The 17,636-nt window shown below is 63.7% G+C and carries 20 protein-coding genes; 13 read left to right on the top strand and 7 right to left on the bottom strand.

The genetic code is table 11. The features are described from left to right. Nucleotides 1-28: 28 nt before the first annotated feature. Together AC0L3C_RS30150 and AC0L3C_RS30145 are read left to right on the top strand one after the other, a co-directional pair. Complete coding sequence (locus AC0L3C_RS30150; protein ID WP_473409749.1) at nucleotides 29-1,141, top strand: NADH:flavin oxidoreductase/NADH oxidase; 1,113 nt, start codon at nucleotides 29-31, stop codon at nucleotides 1,139-1,141. Between the two features lie 243 nt (nucleotides 1,142-1,384). Beyond that, nucleotides 1,385-1,792, top strand: a complete 408-nt coding sequence (locus AC0L3C_RS30145) for a hypothetical protein (RefSeq protein ID WP_007604593.1) — start codon at nucleotides 1,385-1,387, stop codon at nucleotides 1,790-1,792. A gap of 186 nt (nucleotides 1,793-1,978) precedes the next feature. On the opposite strand, the gene AC0L3C_RS30140 is transcribed toward AC0L3C_RS30145, so the two are convergent. From AC0L3C_RS30140 to AC0L3C_RS30130, 3 genes are all read right to left on the bottom strand, one after another. Continuing rightward, on the bottom strand, nucleotides 1,979-2,224 hold the full coding sequence (locus AC0L3C_RS30140) for a PilZ domain-containing protein (protein WP_007599245.1): 246 nt from the start codon (nucleotides 2,222-2,224) through the stop codon (nucleotides 1,979-1,981). 404 nt (nucleotides 2,225-2,628) lie between these two features. Then, nucleotides 2,629-3,969: a DUF2235 domain-containing protein gene (locus AC0L3C_RS30135; protein ID WP_473409747.1), complete on the bottom strand. Its 1,341-nt coding sequence runs from the start codon at nucleotides 3,967-3,969 to the stop codon at nucleotides 2,629-2,631. Nucleotides 3,970-4,273: 304 nt separating this feature from the next. Continuing rightward, complete coding sequence (locus AC0L3C_RS30130; protein WP_007599247.1) at nucleotides 4,274-4,405, bottom strand: hypothetical protein; 132 nt, start codon at nucleotides 4,403-4,405, stop codon at nucleotides 4,274-4,276. Between the two features lie 356 nt (nucleotides 4,406-4,761). Here AC0L3C_RS30130 and AC0L3C_RS30125 point away from each other — a divergent pair, with 356 nt between their 5' ends. The 3 genes from AC0L3C_RS30125 to AC0L3C_RS30115 all read left to right on the top strand — a co-directional run bounded on the left by AC0L3C_RS30125 (nucleotide 4,762) and on the right by AC0L3C_RS30115 (nucleotide 5,805). Then, nucleotides 4,762-5,019 (top strand): hypothetical protein, encoded by a 258-nt coding sequence (locus tag AC0L3C_RS30125; RefSeq protein ID WP_007604597.1) that lies wholly within the window; start codon nucleotides 4,762-4,764, stop codon nucleotides 5,017-5,019. 1 nt (nucleotide 5,020) lies between these two features. Continuing rightward, on the top strand, nucleotides 5,021-5,317 hold the full coding sequence (locus AC0L3C_RS30120) for a hypothetical protein (protein WP_007599252.1): 297 nt from the start codon (nucleotides 5,021-5,023) through the stop codon (nucleotides 5,315-5,317). A 209-nt stretch (nucleotides 5,318-5,526) separates the two neighbouring features. Next, nucleotides 5,527-5,805 (top strand): DUF1488 family protein, encoded by a 279-nt coding sequence (locus tag AC0L3C_RS30115; RefSeq protein WP_018452941.1) that lies wholly within the window; start codon nucleotides 5,527-5,529, stop codon nucleotides 5,803-5,805. 31 nt (nucleotides 5,806-5,836) lie between these two features. Here the strand turns inward: AC0L3C_RS30115 and AC0L3C_RS30110 are convergent, their stop codons facing one another. Continuing rightward, on the bottom strand, nucleotides 5,837-6,379 hold the full coding sequence (locus AC0L3C_RS30110; RefSeq protein WP_473409746.1) for a hypothetical protein: 543 nt from the start codon (nucleotides 6,377-6,379) through the stop codon (nucleotides 5,837-5,839). Then, nucleotides 6,376-6,612, bottom strand: a complete 237-nt coding sequence (locus tag AC0L3C_RS30105) for a hypothetical protein (protein ID WP_473409745.1) — start codon at nucleotides 6,610-6,612, stop codon at nucleotides 6,376-6,378. The genes AC0L3C_RS30110 and AC0L3C_RS30105 overlap by 4 nt, the downstream gene beginning before the upstream one ends. A gap of 461 nt (nucleotides 6,613-7,073) precedes the next feature. Between AC0L3C_RS30105 and AC0L3C_RS30100 the strand changes: the two genes are divergently transcribed. The 3 genes from AC0L3C_RS30100 to AC0L3C_RS30090 all read left to right on the top strand — a co-directional run bounded on the left by AC0L3C_RS30100 (nucleotide 7,074) and on the right by AC0L3C_RS30090 (nucleotide 9,318). Next, complete coding sequence (locus AC0L3C_RS30100; protein ID WP_473409744.1) at nucleotides 7,074-7,616, top strand: hypothetical protein; 543 nt, start codon at nucleotides 7,074-7,076, stop codon at nucleotides 7,614-7,616. A 193-nt stretch (nucleotides 7,617-7,809) separates the two neighbouring features. Further along, the gene (locus AC0L3C_RS30095) at nucleotides 7,810-8,769 is read left to right on the top strand and encodes a hypothetical protein (RefSeq protein ID WP_473409743.1); all 960 of its coding nucleotides are present in this window, start codon (nucleotides 7,810-7,812) and stop codon (nucleotides 8,767-8,769) included. Nucleotides 8,770-8,928: 159 nt separating this feature from the next. After that, the gene (locus AC0L3C_RS30090; RefSeq protein ID WP_473409742.1) at nucleotides 8,929-9,318 is read left to right on the top strand and encodes a hypothetical protein; all 390 of its coding nucleotides are present in this window, start codon (nucleotides 8,929-8,931) and stop codon (nucleotides 9,316-9,318) included. Here AC0L3C_RS30090 and AC0L3C_RS30085 read toward each other — a convergent pair. Both AC0L3C_RS30085 and rpmB read right to left on the bottom strand, forming a co-directional pair. Then, nucleotides 9,308-9,670, bottom strand: a complete 363-nt coding sequence (locus AC0L3C_RS30085; protein ID WP_473409741.1) for a nucleotidyltransferase domain-containing protein — start codon at nucleotides 9,668-9,670, stop codon at nucleotides 9,308-9,310. The two genes, AC0L3C_RS30090 and AC0L3C_RS30085, sit on opposite strands and share 11 nt — an antisense overlap. Nucleotides 9,671-9,915: 245 nt before the next feature. Further along, on the bottom strand, nucleotides 9,916-10,227 hold the full coding sequence (rpmB, locus tag AC0L3C_RS30080) for a 50S ribosomal protein L28 (protein ID WP_026232426.1): 312 nt from the start codon (nucleotides 10,225-10,227) through the stop codon (nucleotides 9,916-9,918). 584 nt (nucleotides 10,228-10,811) lie between these two features. Between rpmB and AC0L3C_RS30075 the strand changes: the two genes are divergently transcribed. The 5 genes from AC0L3C_RS30075 (at nucleotide 10,812) to AC0L3C_RS30055 (ending at nucleotide 17,626) form a co-directional block, all read left to right on the top strand. After that, on the top strand, nucleotides 10,812-11,621 hold the full coding sequence (locus AC0L3C_RS30075) for a DUF3108 domain-containing protein (protein WP_473409740.1): 810 nt from the start codon (nucleotides 10,812-10,814) through the stop codon (nucleotides 11,619-11,621). Between the two features lie 665 nt (nucleotides 11,622-12,286). Then, nucleotides 12,287-15,676: a helicase-related protein gene (locus AC0L3C_RS30070; RefSeq protein WP_473409739.1), complete on the top strand. Its 3,390-nt coding sequence runs from the start codon at nucleotides 12,287-12,289 to the stop codon at nucleotides 15,674-15,676. A 22-nt stretch (nucleotides 15,677-15,698) separates the two neighbouring features. Further along, on the top strand, nucleotides 15,699-15,968 hold the full coding sequence (locus AC0L3C_RS30065; RefSeq protein ID WP_473284074.1) for an RNA-binding S4 domain-containing protein: 270 nt from the start codon (nucleotides 15,699-15,701) through the stop codon (nucleotides 15,966-15,968). Between the two features lie 132 nt (nucleotides 15,969-16,100). Further along, nucleotides 16,101-16,439, top strand: coding sequence for a ferredoxin FdxA (gene fdxA, locus AC0L3C_RS30060; RefSeq protein WP_275172752.1), 339 nt, complete (start codon nucleotides 16,101-16,103; stop codon nucleotides 16,437-16,439). A 344-nt stretch (nucleotides 16,440-16,783) separates the two neighbouring features. Then, nucleotides 16,784-17,626, top strand: a complete 843-nt coding sequence (locus AC0L3C_RS30055) for a CarD family transcriptional regulator (protein ID WP_473409738.1) — start codon at nucleotides 16,784-16,786, stop codon at nucleotides 17,624-17,626. The last annotated feature ends 10 nt before the right edge of the window (nucleotides 17,627-17,636 follow it).

The raw sequence follows: 17,636 nt of genomic DNA, 5'->3' as shown, positions 1-17,636 counted from the left end.
CCCTCCCTCCCTTTCGGAACTCCCCCGCATGAGCGCCCTGTTTTCCCCGATCAAGCTGCGCGGCCTGACCTTGAAGAACCGAATCGTGGTCTCGCCGATGTGCCAATATTCGGCCGAGGACGGCGTTCCCACCGACTGGCACTTCACCCACATCAACAATCTCAGCCTGTCCGGCGCGGCGATGTTCTGCATCGAGGCGACCCATGTCGAGGCGATCGGCCGCATCACGCCGGGCTGCCTCGGGCTCTACAGCGATGCCGCCGAGGCCGCGCTGAAGCAGATCCTCACCTCGGTGCGGAAACATTCCTCGACCGCAGTCGCGATGCAGCTCGCGCATGCCGGCCGGAAAGCCTCGAGCGCGCGGCCTTGGGACGGCGGCCAGCTGATCGCGCAGGACGCGGGCGGCTGGCAGACCGTGGCGCCGTCCGCGCTGCCGCACAAGGAGGGCGAGGCCGCGCCGCTGGCGCTCGACGCCGCAGGCCTCAAGCGCATCCGCGATGCCTTCGTCGATGCTGCCAGACGCGCCGATCGCATCGGCATCGACGCGATCGAGCTGCACGGCGCGCACGGCTATCTCCTGCATCAGTTCCTGTCGCCGATCTCGAACAGGCGCACCGACGAATATGGCGGCTCGCTCGAGAACCGCATGCGCTTCCCTCTGGAGGTCTACGACGCGGTCCGCGCCGTGTTCCCGCACGACAAGCCGGTCGGCATGCGGGTGTCGTCGACCGACTGGGTCGAGGGCGGCTGGGATCTGGCGCAGACGATTGAGTTCGCCAAGGCGCTGAAGGCGCGCGGCGTCGACTGGATCGATGCCTCCTCCGGCGGCGTCTCGCCGCTGCAAAAGATCGCACTCGGCCCCGGCTATCAGGTGCAGTTTGCCGAGGCCATCAAGCGCGAGACGGGTTTGCCCACCATCGCCGTCGGCCTGATCACCGAGCCGAAGCAGGCCGAAGACATCGTCGCATCCGGCAAGGCCGACATGGTCGCGCTCGCCCGCGGCATGCTCTACGACCCGCGTTGGGCCTGGCACGCCGCAGCGGACGTCGGCGGCGAGGTCGAAGCCCCGCCGCAATATTGGCGCTCGCAGCCCTCGACGCAGAAGGCGCTGTTCGGCAAGACCACGTTCGGGGCGCGGTGAGTTCTTTACCTCGCCCCGCTTGCGGGGAGAGGTCGCATCCCATCGACGATGGGATGCGGGTGAGGGGGTACAGGTGCGGCGATGATCTCACATGCGGAGAGAGGCCCCTCACCCCAACCCTCTCCCCGTAAGAACGGGGAGAGGGAGGCAACACCCCTCACGCATCCGTAACGCCTCTCACCTTCCACCTCCGCCAAATCTGGCTTAACCTCGCGTGCGTTCAACGCCTCGCGGAGGCCCGCCATGCGGTTTCGTATTCGAAAGGCTGCCCACGTCATCGAGCGCGTGGGGCTTGCGATGGCGGGCGCCGCGTGCGGGCTGTTCGTCGGCGCTTACGTGGGATCCGCGATACCCGCGCTCACCACCGAGGGCTTCCTGCTGCTGATGATGGTGCTGGGCTTCGTCGGCTTCTATCTCGGCATCGACACGCCGCAGCTGCCCTTCGACGAGGCCCATGGCGACATCGACGCCGCGGAGCTGTTGAGCTCCGCCGGCACGCTCTGCGCCACGCTCACCGCGCTCGCCTCCGTCGCCATCATCGTGCTTCGCCTCGAGCCGCATATCGCCTGGAGCTGGTTCGCCCTGTTCGGCTGGATCGCCGGCGTCGCGATGCAGATCGTCGCGGGGGCGAAGGCGCGGATGCGGAAGTAGGGAATTTGTTGTGTTGGGAGAGATCGCGCCGCGACAATCTCCGCCGTGGGGGGGGGGGGGGGGGGGGCCCCCCCGGGGGGGGGGCCGGCGGCGGGGGGGGGGGGCGGCGCCCCCCCCCCCCCCGCGCGGCCCCCCCCCCCCCCCCCCCCCCCACAACTTAGGAGGCCGCGCCAGCGTGCCTCGCCTCTAAAACACCACGCCCACCTTCGTGCCGCGCTTCCACGCCACGCGGCAGCGCTTTTTGGTGTTCACATGCAGCAGCTCGAAGCGATCGGGAATCTTCACCTGGCCGCCGAGATCGACGCAGGCCCCTCCGGGCGAATAGTCGATCAGCGTGCAGGGGATCACCGGCGCGCGCGGGTCGGTGATGATCTTGGCCTGGCGGGACACGAGGCCCGCGGGCTTGACGCGGGCATGTCGTCGCGGATGCATTGGCACTCTCCTCCAATTTCCGCGGATGGCGCGGGTGGTCTGGGAGACCATGATGAACGAGAGGTGATTCGATCCGGCTAAAGCGGGGCCGATAATTTTAATGAATATTGGCGGTAGCCGGGTGGGTTGGCTGTATTCCGCCGTGGGGGGGGGGGGGGGGCGCGCCGCCCGCGGGGGGGGTGGGGGGGCCCGCCCCCCCCCCCCCCCGCCCCCCCCCCCGCGGTCCCGCCCCGGTGGGGGGGCCGGGGGGGGGCCCCCCCCCCCGGCGGGCCCATTAATTTAAATCATTTGGGGGGGCCGGGGGGGGGGGGGCCCCCCCCCCCCGGGGGGCGGGCCCCCCCCCCCCCCCACGGCTTTGGTGGAGCGCCGGCCAGCTCCCCATCATGGTCCGCCGCGCAACCACCTCACCCCGCCACGATCTCCCCCGCCTCGCCTCCAGAGCCCACACCCGGCGGCACCGGCATCGGCACCGTCACATAATCCTTCGGCAAATTCACCGGCCGATAGTCCGGCTCCACCGCCATCCGCTTCACCACGCTCTCGTGCACATGCGCGCCTTCGGGAATGGGGCGCGGTTCGCAATCGGGGATGTAAAGCCCCATAAACACCTTCCGCTCCGGCCATTCCTTGTAGGTCGCGCGCTTCGGCAGATACTCCAGCACGCGCCAGGGCGCCGTCATCGAATCATGCAGCTCGCCCGTCTTGCCGGTGTATTCAGGCGGCACGTATTGGAACGGCGAGTTCTTGCGCTGGATGCCCCAGGCGAGCTGGTTCACCGTGCGCGGGTTGAAGTTCAGCCCGGCCTTGGCCGCCTCCTCGATCATCCAGAGCAGCGGATATTTGGACTCGCCGCTCTCGGCTTCCGGATAGCCGCCGCCGACGTCGCAATGCACGCCGGCGAACCACACCTGCAGGATGTCCTGCGGCTCCTTCTTCTCGTCGGGCACGTAGCGGTGGCGCCAGTACTCCTGCGGCTCCTCATACGCCTTGAGGCGGAACATGCGGCGCTGCTCGTCGATGGCGATCGCCTGCCGGAAGATGTTGACGCTCGGATTGCGCAGCGTGAAGGCGAGCTCCTCCAGGCTGAAGACGAGGAAGAAGACGTCGCGCCGCGGCACGATCACGCTCGCCACCGTGTCCCAGACGCCGATGAAGTGGATGGTCGGCCAGCGCGTCGAGGTGATGCGCGCGAACTGCGCGGCGAGGTCGAACTGGTCTTTCGGCAGCGGCCCCTGTTCGTCGACGGCGATGTCCTTGAGGTCCTCGATGTCGTTGCCGCGCCCGGTGCCGGAATATTGCTTGTAGGCGACGAGGCCGGAGCCTGCGAGGTTGGCCTGCTCCGGCGAGATCAGGCCGATCTTGTGGATCAGCCCCGCCAGCACGCGGACCGTGTAGGCACCGCGCGAAAAACCGAACAGGTAGATCCTGTCGCCCGGCGCGTAATGCTGGACCAGGAAGCAATAGGCCGAGAGCACGTTGTCATCGAGCCCGTAGCCGGTGGCGAGCCCCAGCACCAGGTTGACGTTGGCTTTCCAGCGGTGCCACGTCGACGGCTCCGTCACGGTGCCGACCCCGGGATCGTAGAACACCATCTGCCGCGGCTTCGTCTTGTCGGTCTTGCGCAGGCAGCGATACAGCTTCAGGACGTTGGAGATATTTTCGGAAATCTCGTTGCCGGTGCCGTCACAGCAGATGACGAGATTCTTCGGCTCGGATGTGTGGTCGGCGCTGCGCTCGTGCTCCACGGTACTCCCCTCCCGCTGATGCTACCCGGGCGAGTATAGCGGAAAACGGCGGGAGAAGGAGATGGTGGTGAATCCCGCGCGGCGCCAGTGTTTTTGGGGTGATTGGGCCGCGGACTCCGCTGCACCTCTCCCGCCTGCGGGAGAGGTCGACGCGCCTCGGGCGATGCGAAGCATCGTCCCGCGCGCGGCGGGTGAGGGCTCTCTCCTCTTGGGGGTTCTCGCTTGCGGAGACACCCCCACCCCAACCCTCCCCCGCAAGCGGGAGAGGGGGCGCACCTCATTCGCGGTCGGCGTTGCCGCCCCGCTACTTCTTCTTCTGCCCGATCTCCGGCTGCCACGCCGCATCCTTGCGGCTGGGCGCTGCGGCGCTGGTCTTGATCTTGTCCTTTTTCGGCTTCTTGGTCTCGCGGTTGCTGCGTTGCTGTCCCTTGGCCATGATTTCGTCTCCTCCTGGGTTTCGAGTTCGTCCGCGTGAAATGGGCGCTGCAATGGTCGCCGGCGGGTTACGAGATACATCCGCCCGAGCCATTGAAAGATCGCCGCTGCGCACACGAGGCGCGAAAGATGCAGCGCAACTCGACGCGCGGCAATTGCGTGAGCTGCGCTGACGTGGTCGAGCGTACGCCCGCGCCCTGCCGATGGCGAGGACTAAAACGCCGCGCGCGAGTGTCTCGCTTGCCGCTTAAGTCCCGGCCCGCGCTGACATAAAGCTGGCTATTGCCGCGCAACGAGCGCATGGTCAGCGATAGCTGGCGTCGGTTGGGGCTCCTTCTTTGCGAAAGGCAGGCGCGCATGACCATCCGCTCGCGGCGAGAGACCATCACCTTCAAGCATCCATTCCACATCCGCGGCCTCGCGCGCGAATTGCCGGCCGGCGCCTATGAGGTCGTCACCGACGAGGAGATGATCGAGGGTCTGTCCTTCGCGTCCTATCGCCGCGTCGCCACCATGATCACGGTGCCCTCCGAAGGCGTGCGCGGTGCGACGGAGATGCTCTCGATCGGCTCGGTCGACCTTGCGGATGCCCAACGTATCGATGCGAGTGCCTGACATGACTGACATCCCGGTCGATCTCGACAGCCACCGCGGCATGGCCGCCCAGAAGGCAACCGATCTGCGCCGCGCGCTGGCCGATGTCGAGGCCCAGGTCAGGGAGCTGCGCGAGCGCGAGGCCGAACTCGAAAACCGCATGATGTCGGTGCCCGCCACGTCCTGGCCTGAGGCCGCCGTGAAGGCCCGCCATCTGCTCAACCTCTATGCCGCGAGCCTGCCCGCCGAGGACACCCGCCATCGCGCGCTGGTCGCCGCGCTGTTCGACGATTTCGCAAGACTCAACGGCGACGGCTGAAGGCGAGGGCTGAAGCTGGGCCCACTCGTGGCGCCATCGCGCAACGCTCGCAGACACACCCGTCGTCCTGGCGAAAGCCAGGACCCATAACCACCGAAGCCAGTTGTTGTGCACCCTTGTGCCACAGCCTGCTTCGATCACGCCGACCGACGCCCCCGAGCGCAATTGCGCAAGCCCGGCACGACGCGCGGACGCCAAAGGAGTACCCCATGACACTCACCAGCAGCCGCTTCATCGCCCACGACCAGGACCGCGGCATCGTCCAGTTCTCCATGCAGGACGGCGCAAAGGAGATCGCCTGCGCGATCTCGACCTCCGCCATGGACGACCTCGAGCGCGGCCCGCGCGCCCGGCCGAGCGAGCGCGAAGAGCAGTTCACCCGCCTGCGCGAACGCATCGAAGCCTGCACCGGACGCAAATATCAGGCGACGGAGTTCGAGGGCACGCCGCCGGGGATCGTGCTGCGGAGCATTGATTTTCGGGGGTAGGGGGAGGCGGTCAGAGCAGCGATCCCGCGCCTCACGCGGCCCGGTCGAGTTCCTTCTCGTAGGCCTTCAGGCTTCCCTTCAACGTTTCTTCGAGTTTGGCCGTGCGCGATCCGATCGCCGCATTGGCCGCTCGCACGGCGGCCGCCTCGATCGCCTCGTCGCGGCTGAGCTTGTCGTGATGAAACAGCCATTTTGCGACCGTCGCCCAATCCCACAGCGGGCTGTCGGACGTGACGCGGGCGACGGGCGCGGGAAAATCCTTGGCGCGCTGTCCCTTGGAATATTGCGTCATCGCCGCACGCGTCATTCCTGTTCGGGTGGCGATATCGGAGAGGCTGACCAACGGGTCGGGCTCGACGCGATCGACGTGGGCGCCGGCGGCCTGCACGTTCCGCACCGCCGTGACGATGGCTTCGCTGACTGATTTCGCCTCCCGGGTGAAGTCGACGATGATGTGACCTTTCTGGAAGGCGATCGCCGCATCGTCGCAGCCGGCATCGTAGAAGCGCTGCTCGAAATCCTCCGCCGCAGGATCGAGGCCGGACGCGATGATGCTGAATTCGAATTTCTTCACGTGTCTTCCTCCTTTCTGTGCGGGCAGCGGCCGATCGCCCGCATCACCTGCCGGGCGTGGTCTTCCGGGTTCTTCGGCGTACCGTTCACGCCAACCTGGCAGCCGTCACGTCCGGCATGCGCGCAGAACAGCCGCCCCCAATGCCCCATCTTGCGCCACCGCCATCCGATCGACTCGGCGTGCGCGACGACGGCCTCGATCTCCTTGTGTGGGTGCCTGGGCCGATCAGCCATGGGGTGACCTGAAGATAGCGGATGTGTTAACAAATGTCAACACAATGTGCGCGGCGATTGACCGTCTCGCGTAGGGCGCGTCGCCGCCCAGCTAGTGATGGTGCAATGCCATCACTAGGTAAGCGCAGAGGATGCAAGCGTAGCAGCCAGCGATGAACCAGTACATTATCCGCTCCAATTTTGTTGAGCGGGTGGGTTCTATAACGTTTTGAGTTTGTTGTATTTTTCACTAAATCGCTAATGCGCTCGTTCTATTGATTGCATTACACAGCGCGCGCAATCAGATTGCCTAAGTAGATCGATTGTGAAAATCTCATAATGGATTTTGATATCGCTTTTTGAAAAAAGATTTCGCAAATGGACCTAGCATTAGCGCCGCCGTACGCTTTGAACCCGAGCAGATGTCGGGGATACCGTCAGCGATGCCAAGCCGCCCTTCTTTCGAACTACGAGACCTTTTCGTGAGCGCCGACGAGGCTCTTCGCCGGAATACGGCAGCGCTTCGCACTCATTCCGCCGTTTTCAATTTTTTGGCAAGTTACGAGGATCTACTCAAAAAGAAGGTTTTTCCTTTTCCGTTAGTTCATGTCGATGAGAAGGCGCTGAGGAAGCATAAGAGGGTATTGATCGATCAGGACTCGTATTCGGCTCTTCTTGTGATTTGGCGAGAATCTGACTTCGTGTCCAATGAGCAACTCGAGAGCGCGGGCCTGCAGCGTCGTTTTAATGGTGCTTCCCTTACAGCCTATAGCCTCGCAATAAGCTCGGTAGAGTCCCCTGCCGATTTGGCGAAGGCGAATTCAAGACTTCAAAGCATCGTGCAAGCCGCTGAGGTGTTTGGGCTGATCCAGCGCGCTAATTTAAGGCGAACCAATCGGCCCTTGATTGCAACAAAACGTTTGAACGACTTTCTTGTCGATCTTGCTGAAATCAATTGCTCTCTGATTACAGATATTGAAGCTCAAGCTCTGACGCGCCTCTCTCAAGATGTGTCGAAGCAGTGAGGCAGAAATGATTAACGCCTTTGAACTGAAGAAGCTTCCCAAGCCTATCGCAGGAATTCTACAATTCGTAGCGAGTGCAAGCCCTGCATCCTATGAGCAAAGGAGGAGCGCTTTGCTTGCCCCACTCGCTTTTCCGCTGCGGTCGAGCTTGGAAGTATATTGCGATTATTATGCAAACTCTAGGAGCGCGAAGATGGTTGCTGCGGCTCGCTCTCACTATATGGCCGGTCACTGTTATAGCTGTGGGCACGATGAGATAGTCGAAGCTTATAGTCAGTTTCTTGAGGAGCCCGAAGCAAGAGTAAAAGCTGTAGTGCCTTCCTCTCTCCGGAGCGGGTTTTTTAGCCTAAGCGATTTCGTAGAATTTGGGGGGCAGCGGTTCTTTGAACGGGTCGCCGGCTGGCGCTATCTTGCGGCCGCGCTTTTTGCAACGCGCAGATTTTGTTCTTTGCAGTCCACTATGAGCGCTCCCGAGCTCAATGAGGTCGAAAGTGCATTGGTTTCGACCGCCCGATCTCAGAGGTTGCTTGCAGGATCTTTACTAAGATCGCAAGAGTCCGTTATTGGTGATCTTAACGCGCTCGCTCTTGATGGAGAACGTGGCTCTCTCAAAAGCTACTTGCTTGCGGTGAATTGTTTGTCGCGAAACGTCGTTGACGCCGCGGACTTCATCGTGCGAGCAAAGTCTGCTTTGAGTAGCGTGAAAACGTCTGACGCTCATCATGTGATCTTGATTACGGATGACATCCGCGGGAGTTTGAAGAGTGTGCCTCTTTCTTACCAAAGCGATGGCAACGTTCATCTTGTTGGCGGCGCGGATAAAATCAGGTTCGTGATTTTTTGCTCGCTCGTTCCAGAGGAGCGTGCTGTTGCTGAAGAGGATTTGGAAGATCGCATCTATTCTTTAAGTATCTCTCGATTGAGGGGCGCGTTCGTAAATCGAGCCAAGGTTGAGAGCCAATATTTCGCGTCGGCGAAAAGAACAAGTCAATTTCCCAATATCGAGTCAAAGATAGATGTTGGGCAGTCTGTCGATGTGCCTGCTGGAGCTAGCTCGCAATCGATTGGCGACGGTCGGTCGATGATTTCGCGAACGAAGTTGGCGCGGCAGTTCTTTGGATATAGAGGGTTGCCGGATGTCGATCCGCTTTGAAAGTGCGGCCCGGAAAGGTGGAGGCGTTCGAGCAGTGACCGCGGCTCAAGAGTGAGACGGCCGAATACTTCGATCCGGCAGCAACGCGAGACCCTGCTCGACTAAGTCCAGGTTACGCGAAGCAACATTTGGGCAATGCGAAACTTGAGAGTGACGTTTGTGAACGAGCTCGCTGAGTACATGGAGTTGATCGTCGAGCCGACTTTTGCGGATTTCGGAAGAAACGGCGGTTCGGTTCGGCACGCGTATTTGGCATGCTTGGCTATCTACCATGCTGTCGATCGCGCGGCTTTCCCAAACGAGCCCAGAATATTAGCGAAGCAATGGCGAGGGGAATCGTTGGCATTCATGCTCGTTGAGGAAGTGGCGCAGCATTTCAAGCATGGGCAGCGTCGGTGGGTTGAAAAGGCTAGGGCGAAGAACCCCGACGCGTTGCTTATCACCAATCCGCTTGGGCTAGAGGGAGGTCTGAAAGGCCTCGAAACTCACGCGCTGTATTTCGAGGCGCGAGATGCGGTAGCATTCCTGCGGGATAAGATTAAGGCTTAGGAGGCAGCCATACGCATCGGACGTTCCGGTCTTGATAGACAATCTCAGCACTAATGACGATTGATCGAATTGGTGAGTTACGTTCGAGTATCTCAATGGGAGCGCAAAGCTGATTGTTTATGGTCGTGAAGTCCTCAGAGTTATTCTGCGTCCACCACTGTACGTCGGCTGACTGCGGATTGGTAAATTCGACGCAAATATCAATGTCGCTGGTAGCCTTGTGATCGCCGCGAACACGGCTGCCGTAGACGTAGATCGTACTACCACATGCGGACGATCCCCAATCCGCGAGTGCTTTTGCCAGCGCAGCGAGGTCTTTAGGGACTGTATAAGTTAAAGGTCGTTTATGCATTCGTCGCTGCCGACGGGTATCATCTACTTCACGATTGCTTTGAGCAATGAGTCCTGCACCGCCAATACCGTCGAACGTCTCAACGAGAGTTTATGATCCCTCGCAAGCTGATTGAGGGGCTCTGTAACTACTCGCCCGCTCGATCAAACAAAAACGGCCGAATCTTCCGATCCGGCCGTCACGCAAAACTTGACCCGGCTAAACCTACGCCACCCGGCGCAAGCCCTCGCCCAATCCGAAAACTCTCAGCTCGCCTTCTTCTCCGGCGCGGGAGTCGGGCCGACCTTCTTCTGGATGGCGCGCTTCAGTTCGAGGGCGCGGGGCGACAGCACGGCCGCCTTGGCCTTGAGCAGGAAGGGATCGAGGCCGCCATTGTGGTCGACGCTCTTGATCGCGTTGGTGGAGACGCGCAGGCGCACGTTGCGGCCCAGCGCTTCGCTGATGAAGGTCACGTTGACCAGGTTCGGCAGGAAGCGGCGCTTGGTCTTGATGTTGGAGTGGCTGACCGTGTGGCCGACCTGGGGGCCCTTGGCCGTCAATTCGCAGCGGCGAGACATGGCAAAATCCTCAATCTTTCCCAACGATGTGCGGCCGCCATTCGGGGCGCCACGGGCAAATTCTCTGTCCTTGCAGGGAGCGGGCGGACGTATAGGGGGGAAGCGGCGGGACGTCAAGGCGACGGGCCGTTTTTGGCCCGTCGTCCCGGGGCGCACGAGAGCGCGAAACCGGGATCTCAAGCGGCATAAAGCGGTGTCATCGCCCGCGAAGGCGGGCGATCCAGTACGCCGAGACGGCACGGCTTACCAGAGGGGCCGCGGCGTACTGGATGCCCCGGTCAAGCCGGGGCATGACAGGGGAATGGGAGGAGAGGGGTGCGCGCTTCTGACCCGCCCCTATCACCAAAACGGCAATGATTATCGCGCCTTACCATCACATAAAGGGCGTATTCGCGCCCGAAGAGTGCAGTGGAGTTCCGGACGCGGAGTGGCCCGGACGCATTGCTTGGCGCGGTTTTTGGCTTAAGTAACAACCGTTCGCGCCCCGATTGGATTGTTTCGTGCTCACAACGCCTCATCTTGCGCCCGGCCTGTGCTCAACGGAGCTGCGCGCGAGCCATCCGTGCTCTGCCGGCCGCTGGGTCATGGCGGGCCTTTTCGGGCTGGCTTTGGCGTGGGCGGCGGAGCCCGCGGCGGCGCAGGGCAAGCTCGAGGCGCAATACGAGGCGACGCTGGCGGGCATTCCCGTCGGCCGAGGCGCCTGGAACATCGACATCCAGGACGACGTGTTCGCGGCCGCGGCCTCCGGCGGCACCTCGGGGCTTTTGAAGTCGTTCGCGGGCGGGTCGGGCACCGGCGCCTCGCAGGGCCGCGTGGTCAACGGCGCGCTGGTCGCGACCGGCTATCAGGCCTCCACCACCACCTCGAAGAAGACCGAAGAGATCCGCATCACCCTCGACAAGGGCAATGTGAAGGATTTTGCCATCCTGCCGGAGCCGCCGGTCGATCCCGACCGCATCGTCGTCACCGACGCGCATCGCCGCGGCGTCTGGGATCCGATGACGGCCTCGCTGGTGCGCGTCTCCGGCAGCGGCGACGTGCTGTCGGCGGACGCCTGCCACGGTAGCGCCGCCGTGTTCGACGGCCGCATGCGCTACGAGCTCAAGCTCGATTTCAAGCGCATGGAAAACGTGAAGGCGGAGAAGGGCTATCACGGCCAGGTCGTGGTCTGCTCGCTGTATTTCGTCCCCATCGCCGGCTACATCCCCGACCGTCCCGTGATCAAATATCTCGCCGCCCAGCGCAACATCGAGGTCGCGTTCGCGCCGATCGCCGGCACGCGCGTCCTGGTGCCGTTCTGGCTGAAAGTGCCGACCCCGCTCGGGCCGGCCATGCTGGAAGCCACCTCCTTCATCACCAGCGCCCAGCCGCCCAAGGTCGCGAAGACGCAGTGAAGCTCGCTGCCGTAGCCCGGATGGAGCGAAGCGCAATCCGGGGTTCTTTGCTTGGCCCCCGCATTACGCTTCGCTCCATGCGGGCTACGAACCTGCCCTTTGGGTGAAAATAAACGTCAATGATTTCAACGACATCCCTACTGTGCATGGGGTTGTTTTCGCGCCTTTTTTGGTTGGAGGGGCTCGGGGTGCGGGAATCCATTTGACTCCTCCCCGATTCTGATTCGACTCCGCGCCGTCCCCAGCTTTAACGATTCCGCCATCGAAACGTCGCTTGTGCGGCGGGCCAAAACTCCATCTAGTGCGAACTAATAAGCCTCCCGCGACATCTTGCGTGAACGGAACAGGACTCAAGGGGGAGTCAGCGATTCGGCCGCGATTCGTTCTCAACTCGTTCCGAAGCTTAAAGCCAACGGGAAAAGCGTCGCAAAGTGAGACAGTTGCGCGAGGTTCGGGGAGGGGCGCCGCATTCTCCGCCGTCATGCCCCGGCTTGACCGGGGCATCCAGTACGCCGCGCCCTCTCGGTCTGATCTGCGCCGCCTCTGGAATACTGGATCGCCCGGTCGAGCCGGGCGATGACAGCGGTGTGTGAGGCGAGCCCTTCGCGCCACCGCCCCAAAACAGCACTGACATTCGCCCCAATCGCCATTACCTAATCCCCCAGATGCCTTTTTCCTCCTCCCCCTTCGCTTCCGAGCGGCTTCCCGGCGCCGGCGTCACTGCGGTGCTCGGGCCCACCAACACCGGCAAGACCCATCTCGCCATCGAGCGGATGCTCGCGCATCCCTCCGGCATGATCGGGCTGCCGCTGCGCCTGCTGGCGCGCGAGGTCTACAACAAGATCGCCGCGCGGGTCGGCCCCGATGCCGTCGCGCTGGTGACCGGCGAGGAGAAGATCAAGCCGAAAGCGCCGCGCTATTGGGTCTCGACCGTCGAGGCGATGCCGCGCGATCTCGACGTCTCGTTTCTTGCTGTGGACGAGGTGCAGATCGCCTCCGATCTGGAACGCGGCCACGTCTTCACCGACCGCATCCTCAACCGCCGCGGCCGCGACGAGACGCTGCTGCTGGGTGCTGCGACCATGCGCCCGATCATCGAGCGGCTGCTGCCGGGCGTCTCCATGATCACGCGGCCGCGTTTGTCGCAGCTCGAATTCGCCGGCGACCGCAAGATCACGCGGCAGCCGCGCCGCACGGCGATTGTCGCCTTCTCGGCCGACGAGGTCTACGCCATCGCCGAGCTGATCCGGCGCCAGCATGGCGGTGCCGCGGTGGTGCTGGGCTCGCTCTCGCCGCGCACCCGCAACGCGCAGGTCGCGATGTTCCAGAACGGCGAGGTCGATTACCTCGTCGCCACCGATGCCGTCGGCATGGGCCTCAATCTCGACGTCGACCACGTCGCCTTTGCCTCCGACCGCAAGTTCGACGGCTACCAGTTCCGCCGCCTGACGCCGTCCGAATTCGGCCAGATCGCCGGCCGCGCCGGCCGCGCCACCCGCAACGGCACCTTCGGCACCACCGGCCGCTGCGCGCCGTTCGAGCCCGAGCTGGTCAATGCGCTGCAGAACCACACCTTCGATCCCGTGAAGGTTCTGCAATGGCGCAATTCGAAGCTGGATTTCGCTTCTCTCGGCGCGCTCCAGGTCTCGCTGAACCTGGCCCCCGGGCATGAGGCGCTGACGCGCGCGCCCATCGCCGAGGACATGCGCGTGCTCGACCACGCCGCCCGCGACGCCGAGGTGCGCGATGTCGCGCATGGCAAGGACGCCGTGGAACGGCTGTGGGAGGCCTGCCAGGTCCCGGATTATTGGAAGCTGTCGCCGGCCGCCCATGCCGAGCTGGTGACGACGCTCTACGGCTTCCTGATGCGCAAGGGATGCATCCCCGACGCCTGGTTCAGGACCCAGATCGACCAGGCCGACCGCGTCGACGGCGATATCGACACGCTGTCGGCCCGGATCGCGCAGATTCGCACCTGGACCTTCGTCGCCAACCGCCCCGACTGGCTGAAAGACCCCGAACGCTGGCAGGGAATCGCCCGCGAGGTCGAAAATAAATTATCGGATGCGCTCCATGAACGCTTGACTGAGCGTTTCGTTGATCGCCGGACCAGTGTATTGATGCGCCGCCTGCGGGAGAACACGAGCTTGAATACGGAAATCGGCAAGACCGGCGAAGTCATCGTCGAAGGCCATGTCATCGGCCGCCTCGATGGCTTCACCTTTGCACCGGATGCGGCGGAAGCCGGCTCCGATGCGAAAGCGTTGCAGGCTGCAGCGCAGGCCGTGCTCGCCGGCGAGATCAACGCGCGCGCTGAAAAACTGGGCAACGCACCGGACGAGCAGTTCGTGCTGACCTCGGAAGGCATCATCCGCTGGACCGGCGACGCCGTGGCGCGGCTGTCTGCCGCAGAGGACGCGCTGCATCCGCGCATCCGCATCATCTCCGACGAACGCCTCACCGGCGCCCCCCGCGACAAGGTGCAGGCCCGGCTCGACCTCTGGCTCAAGACGCATATCGAAAAGCTGCTCGGGCCGCTGTTCGAGCTCAGCAAGGCCGAGGACGTCACCGGCATCGCCCGCGGCATCGCCTATCAGCTCGTCGAGGCGCTCGGCGTGCTGGAGCGCCCGAAGATCGCCAACGAGCTGAAGGACCTCGACCAGCCCTCGCGCGCGACCTTGCGCAAATACGGCGTCCGCTTCGGCGCCTATCACCTCTATTTCCCCGGCCTGCTCAAGCCGGCCGGGCGTGCGCTGGCCGCACTGCTGTGGGCGCTGAAGCAGGACAATGTCGATCCCTCCGCGCTGTCGGGCGCGCAGCATCTGGCGAGCTCCGGCCGCACCTCGTTCCCGGTCGACAAGCAGCTGCCGCGCGATGCCTATCGCGTGCTCGGCTACAAGCAGGCCGGCGAGCGCGCCGTGCGCGTCGACATCCTGGAGCGCCTGGCCGATCTGATCCGTCCGGCGCTGGCCTGGCGCGAGAACGCGTCCGGCGAAAAGCCCGCCGGTGCGTTCGACGGCCGCAGCTTCGTGGTGACGCAGGCGATGACCTCGCTCACCGGTTCGGCCGGCGAAGACTTTGCATCCGTGCTGCGTGCGCTCGGCTATCGCATGGACAAGCGCCCGCCGCTGCCGGCGAAGCCGGTTGTTGCGGAGACGCCGGCTGCTGAAGCAAGCACCGAAGCTCCGGCAGAGGCGCCGGTCGAGGACGCCGCGCCCGCGGACACCGCAATCGAAGCCGCCGCCGAGCCTGTGACCGTCGAAGACGCGCCGGGCATGGAGCAGCACGACGAGCCCGCGCAGGACGAGCCGGCGCTGGAGGCTTCCGTCACGCCGGAAGACGCTCCCGGCATCGCGCCACCTGCGGAAGAGGCTGCGGCAGCCGTTGAAGCTGCTGAAACCGCTCCCGCTGAAGCTGTCCCCGCCGAAACCGCGCCTGCAGAGACTGCTGCAACCGAAGCCGCTGCGTCGGCCGATGCGGCAGCACCCGTGGAGGCCGCGGCCACGCCCGCCGAGCCTGAGCTCATCGAGGTCTGGCGTCCCGCCGGCCGTCACGACGATCGCAAGCCGCGCCACGAGCGTCATCGCAACCAGCGTCACCAGCCGCGTCCGCAGGCGGCTGCTGAAGCCGGCGCTGCTCCTGCCGAAGGCGAAGCCCAGCCTGCCGCCGACGGCGAGAAGCGCGGTGAGCGCCATCGCCATGGCGGTGGTCATCGTCGCGATGGTGGCAGAGACTTCCGCAAGCCGCGCGAAGGTGGCGCTGAAGCCGCGCCGCGTCCCGAGGCGCGCGACGACAAGAACCGTCGCTTCGAGGGCAAAGACCGCGACAACAAGGATCGCGATCGTAACAAGGGCAAGTTCGGCGGCGATCGCGACAAGGGCCGCGACAATCGTGGCCGCGACCGCGACAAGGGCCGCGACCGCCAGGGCGGACCCTCGCTGCGCCCCTACGCATCGAGCGCCACTCCGCGCGAGCGCGATCGTCCGGTCGATCCGAACTCGCCCTTCGCAAAACTCGCTGCGCTGAAGGAGCAGCTGTCCGGCCGCAAGGAGTGAGCCCACGACCGAGCGGCAGCGCATCGACAAATGGCTATGGCACGCGCGGGTGGTGAAGGCGCGCACCTCCGCCGCCGAGCTTGTCGAGTCCGGCCATGTTCGCGTCAACGGCGCACGCGAGAAATCGCCGGGGCATGCGATCAAGATCGGCGACGTGCTCACCGTCGCGCTAGATCGCACCGTGCGCGTCCTGAAAGTCACCGCCTTCAACGAGCGCCGCGGCGATGCCGCCTCGGCCCGTGTGCTCTACGAAGAGCTCGGTGAAGGCCATCCGAATTCTCAGCGCAATTAATTGCGCTTTGAATTCATTTCTTGGTCGATCTAGCGCATAAAGCCGTCATGATCGGCCGTTCCTGAGCTTGCGGCGCCGGGCCATCCGCGCTACGCAAGCCGCGACTTTTAAAAGAGCTTTTCGGAGCGTTGGATGACTTACGTCGTCACTGAAGCGTGCATCAAGTGCAAGTACACCGACTGCGTCGAGGTCTGCCCGGTCGATTGTTTCTACGAGGGCGAGAACATGCTCGTCATCCATCCTGACGAGTGCATCGATTGCGGCGTGTGCGAGCCGGAATGCCCCGCCGATGCCATCAAGCCGGACACGGAACCGGGCCTGGAAAAGTGGCTCACGGTCAACGCCGACTACGCCAAGAGCTGGCCGAACATCACCCAGAAGAAAGAATCACCTGCCGACGCCAAGGATTTCGACGGCATGGAGGGCAAGTTCGACAAGTATTTCTCGCCGAACCCCGGCTCCGGCGACTAATTCGGGTCAAACTTAACCCTATTAGCGGCGTAACCGCCGAAAACCACCCCTTAATACCCCTAAATCATTGATTTTTGCGGGAAATGTGCTATATTGGGCACATTGAGCCGAACCCTGGTTAGCCCCGTCGGCCCCGTTGGGTTCCCGTGAAACCAAATGTCGAACAGGGGCGTGGCAGTTTCCGCGCGCAGGCTGTGTCACAGAAAACGCGTAAAAAGAGTACTTCAGCGAAGGCTTCCCATAAGGACGCCAAGAAAGTCGCCGCGGCCAGCCGTAGCGCATCCAAGGGTCGGACCGCGACGAAGGCGCCGGCTGCAAAGTCCTCGAAGAACAAAAGAAGCGCAATGCCTAACAAGACTGCCAAGCCGGCCGCGAAAGCGACCGTTGCCAAGCCTGTTGCCGCCAAGCCTGCCGCCAAGCCCGCTGTTGCAAAGACGCCCGCTGCCAAGGCTCCCGCTGCCAAGCCCGCCGCGCCGAAGGCTCCTGTTGCTGCTGCTCCCGCCAAGGGCCCTGTCGCTGCCGCCAAGCCGGCCGTGAAGCCCGCGGCTGTTGCGCCGAAGGTCGAGGAAAAGAAGGTCGTGACCCAGCGTCAGGGCTTCAAGGCCAACGAATTCGTCGTCTATCCCGCTCACGGCGTCGGCCAGATCCTGGCCATCGAGGAGCAGGAGATCGCCGGCGCGAAGCTCGAGCTGTTCGTCATCAACTTCATCAAGGACAAGATGACGCTGCGCGTGCCGACCGCCAAGGTCGCCAATGTCGGCATGCGCAAGCTGTCCGAGCCCGCGCTGGTGAAGCGCGCGCTCGAGACACTCAAGGGCCGTGCCCGCGTCAAGCGCACCATGTGGTCGCGCCGCGCCCAGGAATACGAAGCGAAGATCAATTCGGGCGACATCGTCGCGATCGCGGAAGTCGTACGCGACCTCTATCGCTCCGAGTCGCAGCCCGAGCAGTCCTACAGCGAACGCCAGCTCTATGAAGCCGCGCTCGACCGTCTCTCCCGCGAGATCGCGGTGGTGCAGCACTCGACCGAGACCGAAGCGGTCAAGGAGATCGAGGCCCAGCTCGCCAAGAGCCCGCGCCGCACTGGTGCCAAGTCCGAAGCCGCCGAAGGTGAAGGCGATGCGGACGCCGAGGGCGACAGCGACGAGACCGATGGCGGCGCCACGGTCGCCGACGAGGCCGCGTAGGCCTCTCGCG

It is taken from the genome of Bradyrhizobium sp. WSM4872 (assembly GCF_055811715.1).
The sequence above is the reverse complement of the archived record's forward strand: the minus strand, read 5'-3'. Positions and strand labels throughout refer to the sequence as shown.

Coding starts and splice junctions, on each gene's coding strand:
- AC0L3C_RS30150 (WP_473409749.1), top strand. CDS start 29: ATGAGCGCCCTGTTTTCCCCGATCAAGCTGCGCGGCCTGACCTTGAAG.
- fdxA (WP_275172752.1), top strand. CDS start 16,101: ATGACTTACGTCGTCACTGAAGCGTGCATCAAGTGCAAGTACACCGAC.
- AC0L3C_RS30070 (WP_473409739.1), top strand. CDS start 12,287: ATGCCTTTTTCCTCCTCCCCCTTCGCTTCCGAGCGGCTTCCCGGCGCC.
- AC0L3C_RS30095 (WP_473409743.1), top strand. CDS start 7,810: ATGGTTGCTGCGGCTCGCTCTCACTATATGGCCGGTCACTGTTATAGC.
- AC0L3C_RS30105 (WP_473409745.1), bottom strand. CDS start 6,612: ATGGCTGATCGGCCCAGGCACCCACACAAGGAGATCGAGGCCGTCGTC.
- AC0L3C_RS30125 (WP_007604597.1), top strand. CDS start 4,762: ATGACCATCCGCTCGCGGCGAGAGACCATCACCTTCAAGCATCCATTC.
- AC0L3C_RS30085 (WP_473409741.1), bottom strand. CDS start 9,670: ATGCATAAACGACCTTTAACTTATACAGTCCCTAAAGACCTCGCTGCG.
- AC0L3C_RS30130 (WP_007599247.1), bottom strand. CDS start 4,405: ATGGCCAAGGGACAGCAACGCAGCAACCGCGAGACCAAGAAGCCGAAA.
- AC0L3C_RS30115 (WP_018452941.1), top strand. CDS start 5,527: ATGACACTCACCAGCAGCCGCTTCATCGCCCACGACCAGGACCGCGGC.
- AC0L3C_RS30075 (WP_473409740.1), top strand. CDS start 10,812: ATGGCGGGCCTTTTCGGGCTGGCTTTGGCGTGGGCGGCGGAGCCCGCG.
- rpmB (WP_026232426.1), bottom strand. CDS start 10,227: ATGTCTCGCCGCTGCGAATTGACGGCCAAGGGCCCCCAGGTCGGCCAC.
- AC0L3C_RS30120 (WP_007599252.1), top strand. CDS start 5,021: ATGACTGACATCCCGGTCGATCTCGACAGCCACCGCGGCATGGCCGCC.
- AC0L3C_RS30145 (WP_007604593.1), top strand. CDS start 1,385: ATGCGGTTTCGTATTCGAAAGGCTGCCCACGTCATCGAGCGCGTGGGG.
- AC0L3C_RS30055 (WP_473409738.1), top strand. CDS start 16,784: ATGCCTAACAAGACTGCCAAGCCGGCCGCGAAAGCGACCGTTGCCAAG.
- AC0L3C_RS30140 (WP_007599245.1), bottom strand. CDS start 2,224: ATGCATCCGCGACGACATGCCCGCGTCAAGCCCGCGGGCCTCGTGTCC.